The following is a 17,326-nucleotide window of genomic DNA, read 5'->3' on the forward strand; positions in this document are numbered from 1 at the left end:
CCTGAAGCCGTGGGTACCATTGAGGTATTCCATAAGAATATGCTCTTTTTCTTCGTAGGAATACTTATGTTTATATGCCATAATAATACTCCCTTCTAAGTGACAAGTTTTTATTATTTCACTTGTCTACCTAGAAGGGAGCATATCATTCGCCTGCGGCAGCGTTTTCCTATGCTGTGAACTGCTTTCCAAACAGTTCATAGAATTGAATGTAGAGGCTGCGGTAAAATTCATTTTCTTCTACACTGATCCATGCCTCCAGATTTGTTAAAATTCCCCGAATGATCCATTTTGGCATAATAATCCCTCCTTGCTGAAAACGGCGTGCGGGAGGAAGCGCTTCCTTGTTTCTGATTCATTCTTATGATAATATTATATTGCAGATATTTAATATTATCTATCTAAATATTCCATAAATCTATAACAATATTTCAAAGAAGGGAAAAATGCAGGTAAAATTTACAAATAAAAATGACCGGTCAGAAGATGTTTTATATGATACCCCGGATTTCCCGGTGTATATCCGCCGGGGATGTCTTTCCGATTATCCCGATTTCAGCGCTTTAAGCCACTGGCACGATGATGTTGAGTTTATTCTCGTACAGTCCGGGCACATGGAATACAATATAAATGGGAAAATTGTTATGATAAATGAGGGAGAGGGAATCTTTGTCAACACCAGACAGCTTCATTACGGATTTTCAGAGGACTGCAGTGAATGTTCTTTTATCTGTGTTCTGTTTCATCCGCTTTTGCTGAACGCTGTCCCTGTAATTGAGAAAGAATACATTATGCCGATTTTGGAAAATAAAGCAGTGCCGTATCTTTTACTGCACCAAGATAAAAAATATGAAAAAGAAATTTTGCAGTCAGTTTTGGAGATGTATCAATGCCGGGGGCAGAAAGCATATATGCTGAGAATCCAAACTCTGTTTTTCAAAATATGGGAGAATCTTCTGCATTTATCGAATCATTTGAAAAAGAAACCAAAATCCGGAAATCAGCATCTTACGATCTTAAAGAAAATGCTCCGGTTTATTTATGAAAATTATGATAAAAAAATCTCTCTGAAGGAGATCAGCCAGGCAGGAAATGTCGGAAAGACAAGCTGCTGTTCCATCTTTCAAAGATATACTAATGAGACTCCGGTATCATATCTGATCAGTTACCGCCTGAGGAAAGGAATGGAACTGCTGGAGACAACAGATAAGACCATTTCGGAAATCGCGTTTGAGGTGGGATTTTCAGGAGCCAGTTATTTTACGGAAATGTTCCATAAATCATATGGATGTACGCCGACAGAGTATCGCGCTCAGGAAAAAAAGTTTTGTTATAAGAAAAAAGAATAACCAGTTCATTTTATTTTCTATTAGACAAAGATAACCTACCATGTTACTATGATTTTAAATTCAAACAGAAAATCAGAAAAATGGAGGATAGATTCATGACAGACATCAGAGATTCAAAAAACTGGGGATTTGAAACAAAACAGCTTCATATTGGTCAGGAACATCCGGATCCGGCAACAGACGCCAGAGCAGTTCCGATTTATGCAACCACTTCTTATGTATTTGAAAACTTCCAGAATGCCGCTGACCGGTTCAGCTTACAGGCAGAAGGCAATATCTACGGCAGACTGACAAATCCGACAGAAGATGTTTTTGAACAGCGTATTGCCGCTTTGGAAGGAGGAACGGCGGCTCTTGCGGCTGCCTCAGGAGCTGCGGCAATCGACTATACATTTCAGGCGCTTGCCGGTGCGGGAGAACATATCGTTGCGTCTAAGACAATTTACGGCGGAACCTATAACCTTCTTGCCAATACACTGCCGCAGACAAGAAAGATCCAGACGACCTTTGTGGATCCGGATGAGGAAGGCGCTTTTGAAGCGGCAATCCGTGGAAACACAAAAGCGATTTTTGTGGAGACTCTTGGAAATCCGCATTCTAATCTGGTGGATCTGGAGAAACTGGCAGATGCTGCGCATCGGCATGGAATTCCTCTTGTAGTGGATTCAACCTTTGCAACTCCATATCTGATTCGTCCGATTGAGTATGGGGCAGATATTGTAGTTCACTCAGCGACTAAGTTTATCGGCGGACATGGAACGGCTCTGGGCGGCGTGATCATTGACAGCGGGAAATTTGACTGGAAGAAATCTGGAAAATATCCATGGATTTCTGAGCCAAATCCGAGTTATCATGGTGTATCGTTCGCAGACGCGGCACCGGAAGCTGCTTTCGTAACTTATATCCGGGCGGTTTTATTACGGGATACCGGGGCGTCTCTGTCTCCATTCCATGCGTTTTTATTTCTCCAGGGGCTGGAAACGTTATCATTGCGTATGGAGCGGCATGTGAGCAATGTGCTTCAAATTGTAGAGTATTTAACCCAGCATCCTCAGGTGGAGGCCGTGCATCATCCGTCTCTGGAAAGCGAGCCTGGGCATTCTCTATATAAGAAGTATCTTCCGGGTGGAGGCGGCTCTATTTTCACTTTTGAGATAAAAGGCGATGAAAAAACAGCACAGAAATTTATCGATCATCTTCCGATTTTTTCTCTGCTGGCCAATGTGGCAGATGTGAAATCTCTGGTCATTCATCCGGCAACGACAACACATAGTCAGTGCACGGCAGAAGAATTAAAACAGCAGGGAATCAAACCAAACACGATACGATTGTCCATTGGAATCGAAAAAGCAGAGGATCTGATCGCTGCTCTGGATGCGGCATTTGCAGCGATAAAATAAATAGGATGATAGAGTCAGCAGCTGTCAGTAAAATGACAGCTGTTTTTTTGAGGGATAAGCTCGAAAAAAGAATCACTCTCTAAGGGAAAGTGACAAGTTGATAATAGTACGATATAATACTATAATGGTTCTGTGAAATACGAAAGGAGGAAGATAATGTCTAAATTGAAATGGAGTTTTGATTATTGTTCTGCCTGGAACAGAGGAACTGCTCTGTATGTCCAGTGGGCAAATCGCCATGGAATTTCTTATCCCAGGCTGATGGTACTGTATGCGTTAATGACAGCAGGTGAGATGACGCAGAAAGAAATTTGTGAAGGATTTGGGCTGGTCAAACAGACAGTCAATACAGTTGTCCGGGATCTAAAGAAGAATAAATACATTATTTTGAAGGCGGGACAGGCAGACAGGCGTGAAAAAAAGATATCCCTGACGGAAGAGGGCAGAATTTACGCAGAGAAATGGGTGAACCCCTTATTAAAGACGGAGAAGAGGATTTTCGAAATAATAGGCTGTGAGAGAATGAAGCAGATGCAGGATACCCTGGAACTTTTTAATATTCTGTTTGAGAACGAAATGAGAGGGGACAAGCAGGAATGATCAGAAATACAAAGATTTTCTTTCAATACGTGATTCCATCTATTTTGGCATTTGCTTTGTCGGGAATTTATTCGATCGTAGATGGATTTTTTGTAGGAAACCAGGTTGGGGATGCCGGCCTGTCCGCGATTAATGTGGCATATCCAATCGTTGCGCTGATCCAGGCAGCCGGAACAGGAATTGGAATGGGCGGCGCGGTTTGTTATTCTATTCATAAAGCGGAAAACAGAGAAAAAAGAGCGCGGGAATATACGGCAGGTGCTATATGGATGCTGTTTCTGTTCAGTATCCTTCTGACAATCCTGACTTATCTTTTTTCCAATCCGCTGCTGCGTTTCCTGGGAGCTGACGGACAGCTGCTTTCCCTTGGCGGCCAGTATATTAAGATTATTGCCATTGGAGCCAGTCTTCAGATCATCGGCACCGGCCTGGTGCCTTTTATCAGGAATAATGAAGGCGCTTTTTTTGCAATGACCGCCATGGCAGCCGGATTTGTGTCAAACATTATTCTGGATTATCTTTTTGTATGGGTAAAAGATGGAGGAATCAGAGGAGCCGCATGGGCAACTATTATAAGTCAGGGAATTACGATGCTTCTGGCATTGGTTTATCTGACTGTAAAAAGGCAGATTTTTTTCCGAATCCCGGTTTCCAGAGCAGTTCATACAGCTGGAGCAATCCTGAAGATTGGAATTGCGCCATTTGGTCTTGCCATGACACCGAATCTTTCACTGATGATAATCAATCGATTTTCCGCAGGGTATGGCGGAGAAGAAGCGATAGCCACATATGCCTGTATAGCTTATATTATCTGTATTATTTATCTTATCCTGCAGGGCGTTGGAGATGGAAGCCAGCCTCTTATGAGTCTGTATTATGGTCAGGGAAATTTGAAAAAATTAAAAGATACCCGCGCGCTGGCTTATGAATTTGCGCTGTTTTTATCTGTATGCGGAGTGGCAGTCCTGTTTTTGTTAAGATGGAAAATAGGTATTTTATTTGGCGCATCTTTGGAGGTCAATTATGAAATTGGGAGAATTATGCCGGTCTTTCTCCTTTCGGTTCCATTTGTCGCAGTCAGCCGTATTACTACATCTGGATTTTACGCTACAGAAAAAAGCCTTTTTTCTTATTTCCTGACATTTATGGAACCTGTTCTTATGTTTGTTCTGATGCTGATTCTTCCGCCTCTTCTGGGAGGACAGCAAATGATCTGGTGGAGTACGACAGCTGCCCGGATTTTGTCTGCCCTGGCTGCGCTTATTATGAAAAGAGAGATAGAAAAAAGAGAATCTTAAAATAAACAAGGCAGAAATCCGTTGTAACATAGAGTTAGATCATCTGTGATACAGTGGATTTTTTGGCGCGAAAAGTTCCTTTTTGCGGCTGAAAGGACGGACAAAATGAATGAGCCGGAAAAAAAACGAGATTGTATTCTCCATGCTTGTATTTTATATGCTGATAAGATATAGTAGTATAAGAATAAAATGCCAGAGAAATCGACATTTTTAGAGGAGTGTGGAGGAAAGCAGATGGATAACTATAAGAAGAGAATCAGTACATTGAAGATCATCATCCTGCTGATGTTTATAATTACGGTATTTGTAACGCTGCAGTTTGATTACGGAATGATGGAGCTGGTGATCAATACAGTGTTTTTAGGCGCAATGGCCCTTATGACCCGGTATGCGCTGCAAAACGGACTGGATCATATGAATGCCTATATAAAAGATATGGAAACCATGATAAAAGAACTGGAAGAAAGCAGGGACGACTGCGAAGGCGACAAAGAAAAACTGGAAGCCAGGATTCTTGGTATCGATGCATTTATAGAAGATCAGGATATGAAGGAACAATATGAAGCTTACTGTGAAGCGTACCGCAGGAAAGGCGCGGCAGAATGCAGTATTACAGACTTTTTTAATTTTGATCAGCTGACGGAAAATCTGTCTTTAAGATTTTGTCAGATCCTTCCGGGGCTTATGACGGCTATGGGAATTCTGGGAACTTTTCTCGGACTTGCGATTGGGCTGACAAATTTTGATTTCAGTTCTTCCAAGTCGCTGGGGGAATCCATCCAGGTCTTTATTTCCGGAATCAACATTGCATTCTACACTTCTATTTACGGAATTGTCATTTCCATATATATGAACAGTTTTTATAATTCGGTAGAAGAACGGTTTGAAGAAAAGCTAATGAAACTGGAAAAATGCTTTGACAAGCTTGGAATGAATCAGTCAGAACAGAGCATGTGGGCGAGACTTTATGAAGAAGAACGGACTCAGACCCGGTCGCTGGATCAGCTGAACAAAGAATTTGCCGGAAATCTGGCGGATGTACTGGGGGAACGGCTGTCAAAATCATTTAATGCGACTAATTCAAATATTCAGAATCTGATGGGGCAGATTCATGAGAGAGAAAATACCGCTATGGAACAGATGGTAGGCAGTTTCCTGAAGAACCTCAACCGCAGCATAGAATCAGATTATGCAGCCATGGCTGAGACGGTAGGAAATCTGGAGAAGAATTTTCAGACACTGGGAGAATCTGTCGGATATCTGAGCCAGTGGCAGAAAGAAATGACCGATGAGATACGAAAATTCGTTGCTGAAGTAAGTGAATCCAATCGAAGAATGGAAGAACTTACAGTTCAGAATATGGAGCAGATGCGCCGGTTTCATGACACCCTTCAGGGATTTTCCAGGTCCATGGAACAGACCAGCGGCAATTTGGATGAAGTTTACGGCAGGGAAGAAAAACTTCATGACCAGCTTCAGGAGATGGTCGGCCAGCAGGAGCAGATGGTTCGAAAGCTGGAACAGGCGGCAGGAATCAGTGAGGAACTTGCCAGGTATCAGAAGGAATCACAGCGTCAGCTGCAGCAGATGGAATCGCTGGCAGACGAGCTTAAGCGGGAACAGGAAAGACAAAAAGAGGATTCTGGTGATCTAAAATGGATACAGCAGGAAATTAAGCTGGGACAGGAGAAAATCAATCATCTTCTGGATCAGATCAGACAATTAAAACAAAAAGAAGAAAACAGGGAAGAAGCTGAGAAAATCAAAGAAGTTTTGGAATCTCTCAGCACTGAAATAGAAGAGACAGAGAAGCATCTTCTGGATGCCATTGAGAACACGACACTGCGCGGCAAAATCCGCAGTTTCGGAAGTCTTTTTAATAAGCAGAAAGAGGCATAGATGAGCAGGCAGAAAAAGAAAAGAAACAGGAAGTTCATGGATTACTGGCAGTCCTATTCCGATATGATGGCAGCTTTGCTGCTGGTTTTTATTTTGATTGTGTTTGCGGTAATCCAGAAACTGCAGACACAGCAGGATGAGATTGCGGCAAAACAGGCAATCGTGGACAAGCAGAAAATTACGATCGAGAAACTGGGCGGAGACGCAGACGGAGGCACGACAAAATTTGAAGAGATGGAAAAAAAGGTTTCCAGGATCATCGGAGTAAAAGCAGAGATCATAGAAGATCTCCGAAAGGAACTGGACAATGTAAATCTGGAAATTGATGGTCAGACCGGAGCGATCCAGTTTGATTCCGAGATTTTGTTTGATACAGATAAATCGAATCTGAAAGCCTCCGGAAAGAAAGAACTGGACCGGTTTATGAAAGGATATTTTAAAGTCCTGCTGAATGATAAATTTAAAGATAACATTGCGGAAATCATTGTAGAAGGTCATACGGATACGGATGGAACTTACGATTATAATCTGGAATTGTCACAGAAACGTGCGTTAAGTGTGGCCAGATACTGTTTAAACAGTAAAAATCTGGATCTGGATTCAGATCAGAAACAGGATCTAAGAAGGATGATTACGGCCAATGGGCGTTCATTCAGCAATCCAATCCGCAAAAGTGACGGAAGTATTGACAAGAACAAGTCCCGCAGGGTTGTATTCCAGTTCCGTCTGAAAGATGATGAAATGATACAGCAGCTGCAGGATATATTAAACGGAAAAGAATAAGGCTGACTTTGAACTGTTGGAGAGGGAATGCAAATGAAGAAATTGTCAAAAAGAGAATTAATAGAAAGTTTTCGAAAAATAAAAAAGGAAACGGTCTTATGGCTGGTCATTTTATATGAGGGCCTGCTTTTGGTGCCTGCCCTGGTAAAAGGAGTCAAGGGAAGCGGAAATAGCGCCTCATATTTTGGCTATCACTACCTGGAATTTTTTCTGATTCTTGCGCTGGGGACCATTCTTTTTTATTTTGTGACTTTGTACATACTGGAGGGAAATCAGAAAATTGTTCTGTATTCTTCCATTCTCCTGACCTGGGGCGTTTTTATGGAACTTCTCCTGTTGTTTCCGGGAGATGATGATCTGAATTCAGGGTTTATTATGAGAAATATTATACTTCTGCTGGCATCCTATGTTTCGGCGGTGCTGGCAGGAATTCTGTTTATTAAAATAAGAAGATTCCGGCAGGACAGCTTTAGTTTTCTTCTGGCGTGTCTGTCCGTTCTGCTTTACATTTTGCTGATTTTATTCGGCGTTGGTCCGGGCGGACAGGCAAATCCTGAAGCCAGAACCAATCTCCCGTTTCCGGCAGTTGGTTCCATTCCGGTAACTGAAATATTAAAAGTCTTTTTTCTGATGGTGCTGGTATGCCTTTTATGCAAACAGGCAAGGTCAAAGGAGGAAAAAAGAAAGCGTCTTATGCTGTCAGCCGTTTATACGGGAATAAATATCATCGGAATGCTGGCGATCAATGAGATGGGAAGTCTGCTGATCGTTTTGCTGGTGTATATTGCATTTATTGTAATCTACATGCAGGAAATCAAATATTCGATTGCTGTGATTGCCGCAGGAGTCATGATCGTGCTGTTTGGGGTCATGGCAGGGGAAATGATGACGGATTCTATTAACCAAAAGATCAGTGAAAAGGAACTGATTTCATGTTTTTATAACCGGGAAGTGCCTTCCGCATCCGGATATCACGGCGGCAGCGGAACGATTGAAGATTTCAGGCCGTATCTTGTGGAATATTTTAATGGAAAAAGCAAGGGAAAGGACCGGAAAGTAACAGAGCGAGAATTGAAAAAAATCGTAGGAAATGCACAGAAAAACGCTCTCAGCGAAGCGGAAGAACAGGCAGTTGCGGCATTGTTTTCCGACAAGTCTGAGATTGGCTATAATGATATGAAAACAGCTGTGGAAGACCGAAAAAATCAGTCTATGCTGATTGCCATGAGTTATCTGCTGTCAGATCAGGATGATAAAGAAGATTTCCTGGGAACGTATTATTTTACTAAAATATATAATTATTATGTTAATTATGGAGACGCTAATTTCCTTGAAAAATTCTATATACCGAAATATGGAAAAGTAAAAACCAGATTTTACTGCTGGACGCATCCGGAATGGGACAATGGAGACTCCGGATATCAGAATTACCGGGCGAGAGCCGGAGTCCGGGATGGCGGGCTTTTTGGCAAAGACTCTGCTGAAGTCAGTACGGTGCCGAATGCGGATTCTGATATGATTTTTGTTGCCATGTCAGAAATGTTTGGAAATATTTGTCCGGTGCTGCTGCTTCTGTTGTTTTTTATGCTGTTTTGGGAAGGTAAAAAGATTGTCCTGTCCACACGGCATGAATATAACAGCGGCATGGCGTTTGGTATTTCTTTTATGATCTGGATACAGGCTGTTTTTATGACAGCCAGCAATTACGGGCTTTTTCCGATTTTTGGAATGCCGATTCCATTTATTTCCAACGGAGGAGCTTCCAAATGTGTGACCATGGCAATGATTGGAATCATGGTGGTTATGTCTGCAGTTGAAATGGAAGAGGAAGCAGTGGAGGATGAAAGAACCAAGAATCGTATGGTAATCTTATTCCGATATTATATTTCCCAGCCTTTGAGGCATCTCTGCGGATGTATCTGGGCCTTCATTTGCCAGGCAGTCAGAGAACAGAAAAAAGTGATCAAGGCGAAGATCAGGAAAAAGCTGAAGGAGAAAAAGGATGGAAATGCGCACAGGAGGAAGCGGTAACTGGAAACTGACCAAGTACAGGATCCGGCAGTATCTTATGGAAATGAACCGGGAAGACAGAGAAAAGATGACAAATCTCTGGAAAAAAACAGATCCGGTTGACCGTATATATTATGAATATTATCTGGATGGAGAGCCGGGTTACCGGCAGTATATGGACCGCTATGAAGCAAATCAGAAATTTCTTGACCGGATTCGGGAAATTTTCCGGGAAGATATTTTTGAACTGGACGCTGTGACAACACTGGAATTGTGGGAGATGCTCACTAAGGATGCGGTAATTTCCAAACAGAATGCCTTAGCCAGAATGAGGCAGAATCTTACTGGAAAGCAGAAAGACGGAGTGCGGAAGAAACTGCAGAAATATGCGAATCCTGGAATTGTGATCCGGGAAGAACGCATCCGGATCTATCTTGAACTGCTGACAGAGCAGCAAAAGCGGGAACGCCAGCTGCAGGAAGCAAAAAAGAGAATCCCGGACAGAATCCTTTCATACTTTGAGACAGAAGGGAACAGGATTTTAGCGATGCATAATGGATGCAGGATGATAGATTACTGCGTCAGTCAGATGAAATCCTTTCACTTTCCGCAGGAGGAATACCGGTTCTGGAAGGAGACACTGGTGGCGGCTGCCACGGCCGCATCGTCAGGAATATGGGAAGAAATACAAAATATAGTGACAGAAGAAGAGATGGGAGAATAATGATGAAAGGAAGCATGAAGATAAGAAAAAGACGGTTCAGAGCGCTAATCATGCTGTTCTTGACATTGGCACTGGCTCTGTCGGCAGGCACGGCGGAACTCCGGGCGGACGAAAGCTATCCGTTTGAAAAATATTACAATCCGGAAGAAGATGGATGGGCCAATGAGGAACGCGTCAATATGGATGGAGAGCTCAGTTTTACAGTTCCGGACATGAGCGTCCGGTCCATGGATTTGATCGTGTATGGCACCGGAAGTCCGAAACTTCAGGAATTAAGGGATGAAAAAGGCCGTCAGATTGCCTTTAAGGAAAAACATACAGATGATGAGTCATATGCTTATTATACGGTATCAGATGTATCGGAAGGAGACTGGAATCTGACTGTCACATCAACAGATATGACCAGTACAAAAGTATATATTATTTATAACAGCGCAATTACGGCACGGTATACGATCGAACAGGAAATCGGCAATCCGGACAGCGGATACTATCAGGCACTGATTCGTCTGTATAATACCAATGATAAGCCGTTAAAACTTACCAACCGGAAGGTAGAGTATCTGGTGGATGACCGGTCTTTGATGAGTGAGACAGAGAAAAACGATGATTTTAACTGCTATCTGGGCGCAGCCGGACTGGATGAAGATGACATGGAAATGCTTGGTGATCATTATTCTTTTCATGTTACGGCAACAGCAGAAGATGGTTCCATTGTTCTGCTGAAAAGCAGGCATGCTTCAGGCAGCGAATTTGATGATATTAAGGATGAATATAATCCGTCCTGGTGGCAGAGGTTCCGGGCAAAACCGGCAGGGGAACAGAGAAATATTATTATGCTGATGGTGCTGCTCCTGATCATTGCAGCAGTCCTTGTTATGTCTTTCAGAAAAAGCCGTTTTTGGGAGAAGAAAAAAATCCAGGACGACACAGAGAAGAAAAAACGATATGAATCAGCCGTAAAAAATATGAAAGACGCAGAGGTTGATCTGAAACGTTTTAAAGAAACGGCTAAAGACATAGAAAATCTTCTGAAAAAGCTTGAGCCTTATTCATATCTGGCAGAGGGAAGCATACCGCAGAGACAGCGTATGAAGTACAGTAATATGCTGCAGCCGGAATTTCAGGACGAAATAGAAAAGACATACCGCAGAGCAGATGAAAAGATGAGCGAATGGACCAGGGCACAGGAGACAAAGCGGAAACTTCCGGCAGATGAAGAAGAAAAGGCTCTGCGTAATATTTCCAAACGCCGCAGGATCATTCAGGAAAATGCAGAAGATCTGGCAAAATACAAGTCTCTTCTCAAAGCTCTGAGTGATGAAATCGAGAGATATCAGGGTTATAGGATATACCGGGATATTTATATTCTGGTTCAGAGTGAAGGATGCAGATATTATGGAAGCATTGTCGCTAAGGATCTGGGACTGCCAAGAAAATCAGGCATTCAGAACCTGAATTCCCAGAAAATGAAAGAAGAAAAAGGAGTCCGGAAAGTTCAGTTTTGCGAATTCGATTTTGAAGGGCTGGTTATGGGAATCGGCGTGACATCTGATGAGGAGCAGCAGGAAATCATATTATTCTCCAACCGGAGATTAAGGAGTACTATGGCAGATGATCTGGAAGATATGGAAGTGAAATCAGTCCTTGGTCCGTATCAGTACCGCGGCATAGAAGGGCTGGATCTGTATGCCGGCAGTCCTGAAACTGTGTTCCGGATTGTCAGACAGTAGGAAAAGAAAGGAGTTCCAAATGCGTATTTGTCCATTTTGTCTGAATAAAATTGAGAGTACAGAAGTTGATTATTTATTTGAGGATGAATTCAGTGACTGGGATTTTCTTGGAGGCATGCGCAATCTGGAAGATTTCCCGCTGAATGCCAGAGAAGATAAAAAATATATTGCCTTTCGCAAGCAGAAAAAACTGGCTGTGACAGACAGGGCGGATACTACCCGGGTTTTTGTCAGGAAAGAAGAATTATATTCGCTGATTACGCAGCTTCGAAAGTACTGCGGATCAGAAGATAACGGTGAAGTCTGGATTGATAATCAGATTGATGAACAATTTGAATTTGAAGATGGAGAGATTTTAAAGATCAGATACCGGAACCAGGAAAATGAAGATTCCATCCTGGATGTGTCCAGTGAAATTACGACCAGAAGAGCCAGCATGATCTGCCGGCACTGTCATAATATTCTGCCGTCAGGATTTTTTCAGTATCAGCAGGTCACCATTGGTCTGATAGGGAAAAAAGATGCAGGAAAGACCTGTATGCTTGTTTCTATGCTTGCCAGCCACAGAAAGGCATTGAATGGAAGCAGTGAGGTTCTTTCTTTCGAAGAAGCTCAGACAATACAGGATCCAAGCTACCGGGAACTGCGGGAGAAAGTAAGGCTTTTGGAGGAGAACGGCATTTGTCCGGATTCTACCCGAGGTGAATTTATACCTCCGGTGATTTTGAAGGCTGCGTGGCATGATGAGGGAATAGAGGATCCATTTATGGTATGTGTTTATGATGCTGCCGGTGAGCTGCTGGAAAATTCGGCACAAAACGGCAGTGTCCTGAATAATATTCTAAGCACCGACGGATGGATTTATCTGATTGATCCTCAGAATACAAAACTTGGAAGCATGATAGAGACGCTTTCGGACAGGGGAAGAAGCAGGATTTTGAATAAAGCCAGGATCCGGGATATCAACCGTCAGAGGAAAATGCAGCAGTCCAATTGCGGCGGATGGAAAGTCCGTGAGATTATGCAGGATCTTCTGACTGATATTAACACAACAGCCCAGAATCGAAATTTCTGTGATGATCTTCTGCAGTTTTTGTGGACGAAACAGGCCGGATTTACGAGCAGGAAGCCGGAGATGGCATTTGTCCTGAGTAAATCGGATGAGGTCATGCAGTTTTTAAATGGAAAATATGGAGAATGGGCTTTGTTTGACAGGGATATTCATTATTTATCGCCGGAAGGAAGTGAAGCGTACAGAGACAGAGAGGAGAAAATACGGGAGATTTTTCAGGATTATGTCATTGACAGCGATGATATGAATACATATGGTAATATATATCTTGCTTCCGCGTTGGGATGTCCGACAAAACAAAAAAATATAAATGGTACGATGATCTATAAATTAGATGGAAAGTATGATCCGATTCGAATCGGAGAAGCTTTTGTGCGTACAACAATGGCATTAATAGAGAAGAAGGCAGGAAGGGAGGATGAGGAATGAAATATGAATTTAATCAATATTATTATACTGCCGCGCCGGATCTTTTCAATAAAAGCAGAAAGAACGGATGGGGAATCTTTGGATCCAGCACGCCGGATCATAATATAGAAAATGAAAGAGCGGAACAGATTTCAAAAGACTGGGTTCCGATGAGGCTGGAGGAAGAAAAGGCTTTCCCAATTGAATATGTAATGTATTATGAGGACCGCTATATTGCAGGAGGCGCCACTTCCTGCAGCACGCTGATTGAGGGGGATAACCGTCCGAACACCTGGACTCATGTGATGGTTCCGGAGAAAAGAGGAGAAGAGAGCTTTCTCTCCTGTCTTTCAATATCATCTTTTGATAAAGTACAGCGAAAGGATCAGAAAATCCGGCTGGACAAGGTGATGGTTCCCTATGACAGCGAACTAGAGTCCAGATCCGGATTAAAAAGCTGGCAGGAAGAATGCAGCGATGCTTATTTCCTGAAGATGCTTCTTTCTGGTTTTTCCGGATCAAAAAGAATTCTGATCACAGACCGGGATCTGTCAGAGGATGACTTTGAAGCATATCAGCTGCTTGCAAGAAAAATGATGTATCATATTTATTACATGATGCCAGGCTGCTGGAGAAAGGAGCTGAATTTTATTGCTCCAATGATGCCGAAATATTTCCGCCTTTCTTCAGAGAAACCTAAGGGGGCAAGATTTTATTTTGGTCCGGAAGATCCGCAGGAACAATATGATCTGGTGATTTCCATGCAGCAGGGAAGAGAACTGGAGATCCGGGATTTTTATGATTCCATGCTGACCCGCATGAGCGAATTGCTGCACGAACACAATGAATTATATGAAGAGATTGGAGAAAGGTTCCGGAAAAGCAATTATGCTGCCAATGAAAAAGATTATATCTGGCATTTCATTTTTGAAATGGTGGAGAATGAGATTCCGATTGACTGGTCAAAGTTTGGACTGGATGAATATCAGGAAGCTTACAATCAGGCCTGGATGGACGAGGGACGAAGAAATGATTTCCTTAAAATCACAGCTGTTTTGCTGGAAACCCGGGAGGATATTGCGGCATCATCAGATTTCTTCAGCATTTATTGCCGTATGATGAGGGCTTTTTCCAGTGAGATGAATCCGGAAATATGGGAAAAAGTCATACGTCAGGCAGTTCAGTGGATAATGCGGACAGAAGGTATGAAAGAAAACCTGCTGGAACAGTACCTGCAGATTTTATCAGAAGCAGGTATCCGCAGTGATATTGAAACAGAGATTCAGGGAATCGTAATGCAGGAAAGTACTCAGATCCAGAAAAAGGCAGGGGAAATTCTGGAGCATCTTACAACGGCAGAAGAAATGGAACTTTGGTGGACCGCTTATTCCCCTTTAAAAGAAGTATTTTCAGAAAAGATAGAACAAAAATTGTCTGATCTGCTGATTCATTCAAAGACGATCGAACAAAAAGAGCAGGTTCTGGATCTGGATGATCAGATTTTTGAGGGAAAAGTACGCAGCGCTCTTGCCAGTCGTCTTTTAAAGAAACTGAAAATCGTCACATTTCAGGATATGAAACAATGGCAGTTATGGGAAACAGGAAAAGAAGAATTAAAACTGCTGTCTCCGGGAGAATATCAGAAGAAAAATCAGGAGTGGCAGAAATTATTTCTGGATCAGGTCCGCGATCCGGCCTTCCGGGAAGAACATCAAAATGATATCAGAGAAATTGCCCTGGAACTGGGAACAGACTGGGACAAGATCCAGGAAGAACTGGAAGCGGAAGAAAAAAAACGGAAACAAAGAGAAACCAGAATGGCATCAGATGAGGAATTGCTGGAACAGCTTCTGAGCATAAACTATTCTCAGAACCAGGAACAGTACCATTATGTGCTGGACAATATTTCATCCAGAATTTTAAAGTGTGAGAGCCTGAAAGATGAAGTACAGTTTAATCTATTCTGCTTCTACTATATATGTTATCCGGATGCTTCCAGGGAAAAGAAGGATAAGTTCTGGCAGCTTTGTACACTGGAATGGTTTCCGAAGCTGGAACAGCTCCTTCAGGATCCGGCGGCAGAGATTTTGAAAGATGTGCTGGATTACGAAGATATGCCTTTTGAAGGAAGGCTGTTTTTTCTGTATCATAGTTCTATGCAGGATCCGCTGGAAGATGCAAAGAGAGCAATCCGCAGACAGCTGAAAACCTTTTCTCCACCGGAAAGAGAGACGGCGAAATATTTCTTTTCACAGGGAGACGGGCAGGTACGAAGGATTTTGATTCAGGAACTGAATCAGTCGGATAAGAACCAGATCACTGCCAATATCCAGCTGATTATAAAAAGCGCATTCTGGATTGCGGCGGCTCTGCTGGTTTATGAAGGAATCGGCCAGCTGGACAAAATTCATCCGATTGCTGCGGTGGCGGCATGGGTTGTCGTACTGGCAGGATGTCTGTCAAAACTGCTGCTGTCAATAAAGAAGAAAAAAGAAGTGGTTCAGGATGATATGCTTCTTTTTGGCGGACTTTTGTGGATTTCCTGCGGCGCGGTGATCCGGGCGCTGTGTGGAGTAATCGGAACTGCAGTTTATCTTGCGGTGCTGCTTATTGTTTCCCTTGTTGTACTTCTGGCATCGAGCCGTCAGAACAGATAGGAGGGGAACAGGATGTTAGTATTTTTACAAAGACTGTGGGTTATGATCGTTGTAGACGGTTTTCTTTTGTACATCATAATTCGGCTGCTTCGGGAAAAAACAGAAGTGAAGAAGAAAGAAAAGAAAGTCGGTCCTGCACCGAAACCTGAAAAATACATAGGAAGGCTGCTGGATTATGAGTTCAGGGATGAACATGGACGGACACAGTCAGGCAGTATAAAAGAGTATCCGTGTCTGCTGGGACGAGGAAGAAACTGTGACACGCAGATTGTGGAAACAGAAAAAAACGGACATTATTTTCTGGCCAGAGAATTTATCCAGATTACAGAAACAGCAGATGGATTTCGTGTGACCAGGTGTAAAAAGAATCAGAGAAAGCAGGAACTTATTTCCGGAACAGTGGATGGAAAACGATTTAAAGATGAAGTCAGTATGACGTTTAAGTGGAAAATTATCATAAAAATTACGCCATTTATGACATTAGAACTTGAAAAGCACAGACGTCGTACTTCTACGATGACAAGGTAGAGGAGAAAGAAATGTTAAAATATATTGTAATTGCCGTGATCGTGCTGATATGCATCGGGTTTCTGACCGGTTATCTGTTCTTAAATCGAAAAGAGGATGATTCCGGCCGCTTTGAGAAAAAAGGCGGGTTTCAGGGAGACTTATCGGATGACGACATCGAGGAACTGGAGAAAATGAAACGCGGCGGGGAGGAACCAAAAGAGTGTGAAGAAATAATTCCGGATTTTCCGGACGAAAGCGATGACAGACCAACCCTTTACAGTGAACCGGAAACATCAGAAAAAGATAATTTCAAAGATTTCACCTTTTTTGATGAGTCCGAAGAAGAACCAAAAGGGGAAAAAAGAACAAAACCGTTTGCCGGCTTTGAGGAAGAAAAAGCGATTCTGGATTACCGGGTTATTATCGGCGGAAAAAGCAGAGAAGACAGTCTTTTCGCAGGGAAAGAACTTTACCGCATTGGGAAAAACAAGCACTCGGATATTGTTCTGGAGACCAGCGATGACCATGTAAGCAGAGATTTCCTGACACTGGAACCAGTCAGCGGGAAAAATATTTTCTGCCTGAAGCGGGTAAGAGAAGATTTTGTTCTTCCTGTCTGGTCGGAAGAGGAAGGAAAATGGACGCCGCACCGCGGTGAGATTCTGTTTGGTGAGGAACAGCAGATGATCATTGCATTAACACAGTGGAAAAAAGTGACGGATAAAAATATTTCAAGGCTGGAACTGGCAGCGCCGGGATGCCTCCAGGAGGAAGAACCGGAAGAAACGGCCTATGATTTTGAGGAGAAAGAGCCTGTTTCAGAAGATGATGACCTGGAAATATATTTTGGAGATCATTTTGACATCTAAGTAAAGGAGAATCA

14 protein-coding genes are annotated in these 17,326 nt (G+C 42.7%); 13 read left to right on the top strand and 1 reads right to left on the bottom strand.

The annotated features are described in order from the left end of the window. Window positions 1-169 precede the first annotated feature (169 nt). Window positions 170-298 carry a hypothetical protein gene (locus tag JMF81_RS16525; RefSeq protein ID WP_274955138.1) on the bottom strand — a complete coding sequence of 43 codons (129 nt, stop codon included), beginning with the start codon at window positions 296-298 and terminating at the stop codon, window positions 170-172. A 148-nt stretch (window positions 299-446) separates the two neighbouring features. Here JMF81_RS16525 and JMF81_RS07345 point away from each other — a divergent pair, with 148 nt between their 5' ends. From JMF81_RS07345 to JMF81_RS07405, 13 genes are all read left to right on the top strand, one after another. Beyond that, entirely contained in the window at window positions 447-1,349 is a 903-nt protein-coding gene (locus JMF81_RS07345; RefSeq protein ID WP_201310807.1) for an AraC family transcriptional regulator, read from the top strand. Between the two features lie 95 nt (window positions 1,350-1,444). Continuing rightward, window positions 1,445-2,749, top strand: coding sequence for an O-acetylhomoserine aminocarboxypropyltransferase/cysteine synthase family protein (locus JMF81_RS07350; protein WP_201310808.1), 1,305 nt, complete (start codon window positions 1,445-1,447; stop codon window positions 2,747-2,749). 156 nt (window positions 2,750-2,905) lie between these two features. Then, window positions 2,906-3,349 (top strand): MarR family winged helix-turn-helix transcriptional regulator, encoded by a 444-nt coding sequence (locus tag JMF81_RS07355; RefSeq protein ID WP_201310809.1) that lies wholly within the window; start codon window positions 2,906-2,908, stop codon window positions 3,347-3,349. Next, window positions 3,346-4,647, top strand: a complete 1,302-nt coding sequence (locus JMF81_RS07360; protein WP_243282577.1) for an MATE family efflux transporter — start codon at window positions 3,346-3,348, stop codon at window positions 4,645-4,647. The genes JMF81_RS07355 and JMF81_RS07360 overlap by 4 nt, the downstream gene beginning before the upstream one ends. A gap of 234 nt (window positions 4,648-4,881) precedes the next feature. Continuing rightward, the gene (locus tag JMF81_RS07365; protein WP_201310810.1) at window positions 4,882-6,546 is read left to right on the top strand and encodes a MotA/TolQ/ExbB proton channel family protein; all 1,665 of its coding nucleotides are present in this window, start codon (window positions 4,882-4,884) and stop codon (window positions 6,544-6,546) included. Next, on the top strand, window positions 6,547-7,329 hold the full coding sequence (locus JMF81_RS07370) for an OmpA family protein (RefSeq protein WP_201310811.1): 783 nt from the start codon (window positions 6,547-6,549) through the stop codon (window positions 7,327-7,329). It abuts the gene before it with no gap. Between the two features lie 33 nt (window positions 7,330-7,362). Then, complete coding sequence (locus JMF81_RS07375) at window positions 7,363-9,360, top strand: FtsW/RodA/SpoVE family cell cycle protein (RefSeq protein WP_201310812.1); 1,998 nt, start codon at window positions 7,363-7,365, stop codon at window positions 9,358-9,360. After that, window positions 9,332-10,063, top strand: coding sequence for a hypothetical protein (locus tag JMF81_RS07380; protein WP_201310813.1), 732 nt, complete (start codon window positions 9,332-9,334; stop codon window positions 10,061-10,063). The genes JMF81_RS07375 and JMF81_RS07380 overlap by 29 nt, the downstream gene beginning before the upstream one ends. Before the next feature lie 14 nt (window positions 10,064-10,077). Continuing rightward, the gene (locus JMF81_RS07385; protein WP_201310814.1) at window positions 10,078-11,796 is read left to right on the top strand and encodes a hypothetical protein; all 1,719 of its coding nucleotides are present in this window, start codon (window positions 10,078-10,080) and stop codon (window positions 11,794-11,796) included. Between the two features lie 19 nt (window positions 11,797-11,815). Further along, on the top strand, window positions 11,816-13,297 hold the full coding sequence (locus JMF81_RS07390; protein WP_201310815.1) for a hypothetical protein: 1,482 nt from the start codon (window positions 11,816-11,818) through the stop codon (window positions 13,295-13,297). Further along, window positions 13,294-15,933, top strand: a complete 2,640-nt coding sequence (locus JMF81_RS07395) for a hypothetical protein (RefSeq protein WP_201310816.1) — start codon at window positions 13,294-13,296, stop codon at window positions 15,931-15,933. Before JMF81_RS07390 ends, JMF81_RS07395 begins: the two co-directional genes overlap by 4 nt. A gap of 12 nt (window positions 15,934-15,945) precedes the next feature. Then, window positions 15,946-16,461, top strand: a complete 516-nt coding sequence (locus tag JMF81_RS07400; RefSeq protein ID WP_201310817.1) for a hypothetical protein — start codon at window positions 15,946-15,948, stop codon at window positions 16,459-16,461. Window positions 16,462-16,472: 11 nt separating this feature from the next. Continuing rightward, window positions 16,473-17,312, top strand: a complete 840-nt coding sequence (locus JMF81_RS07405; protein WP_201310818.1) for a hypothetical protein — start codon at window positions 16,473-16,475, stop codon at window positions 17,310-17,312. Window positions 17,313-17,326: the final 14 nt, after the last annotated feature.

The organism is Anaerostipes butyraticus (assembly GCF_016586355.1).
Classification (GTDB): Bacteria; Bacillota; Clostridia; order Lachnospirales; family Lachnospiraceae; genus Anaerostipes; species Anaerostipes butyraticus.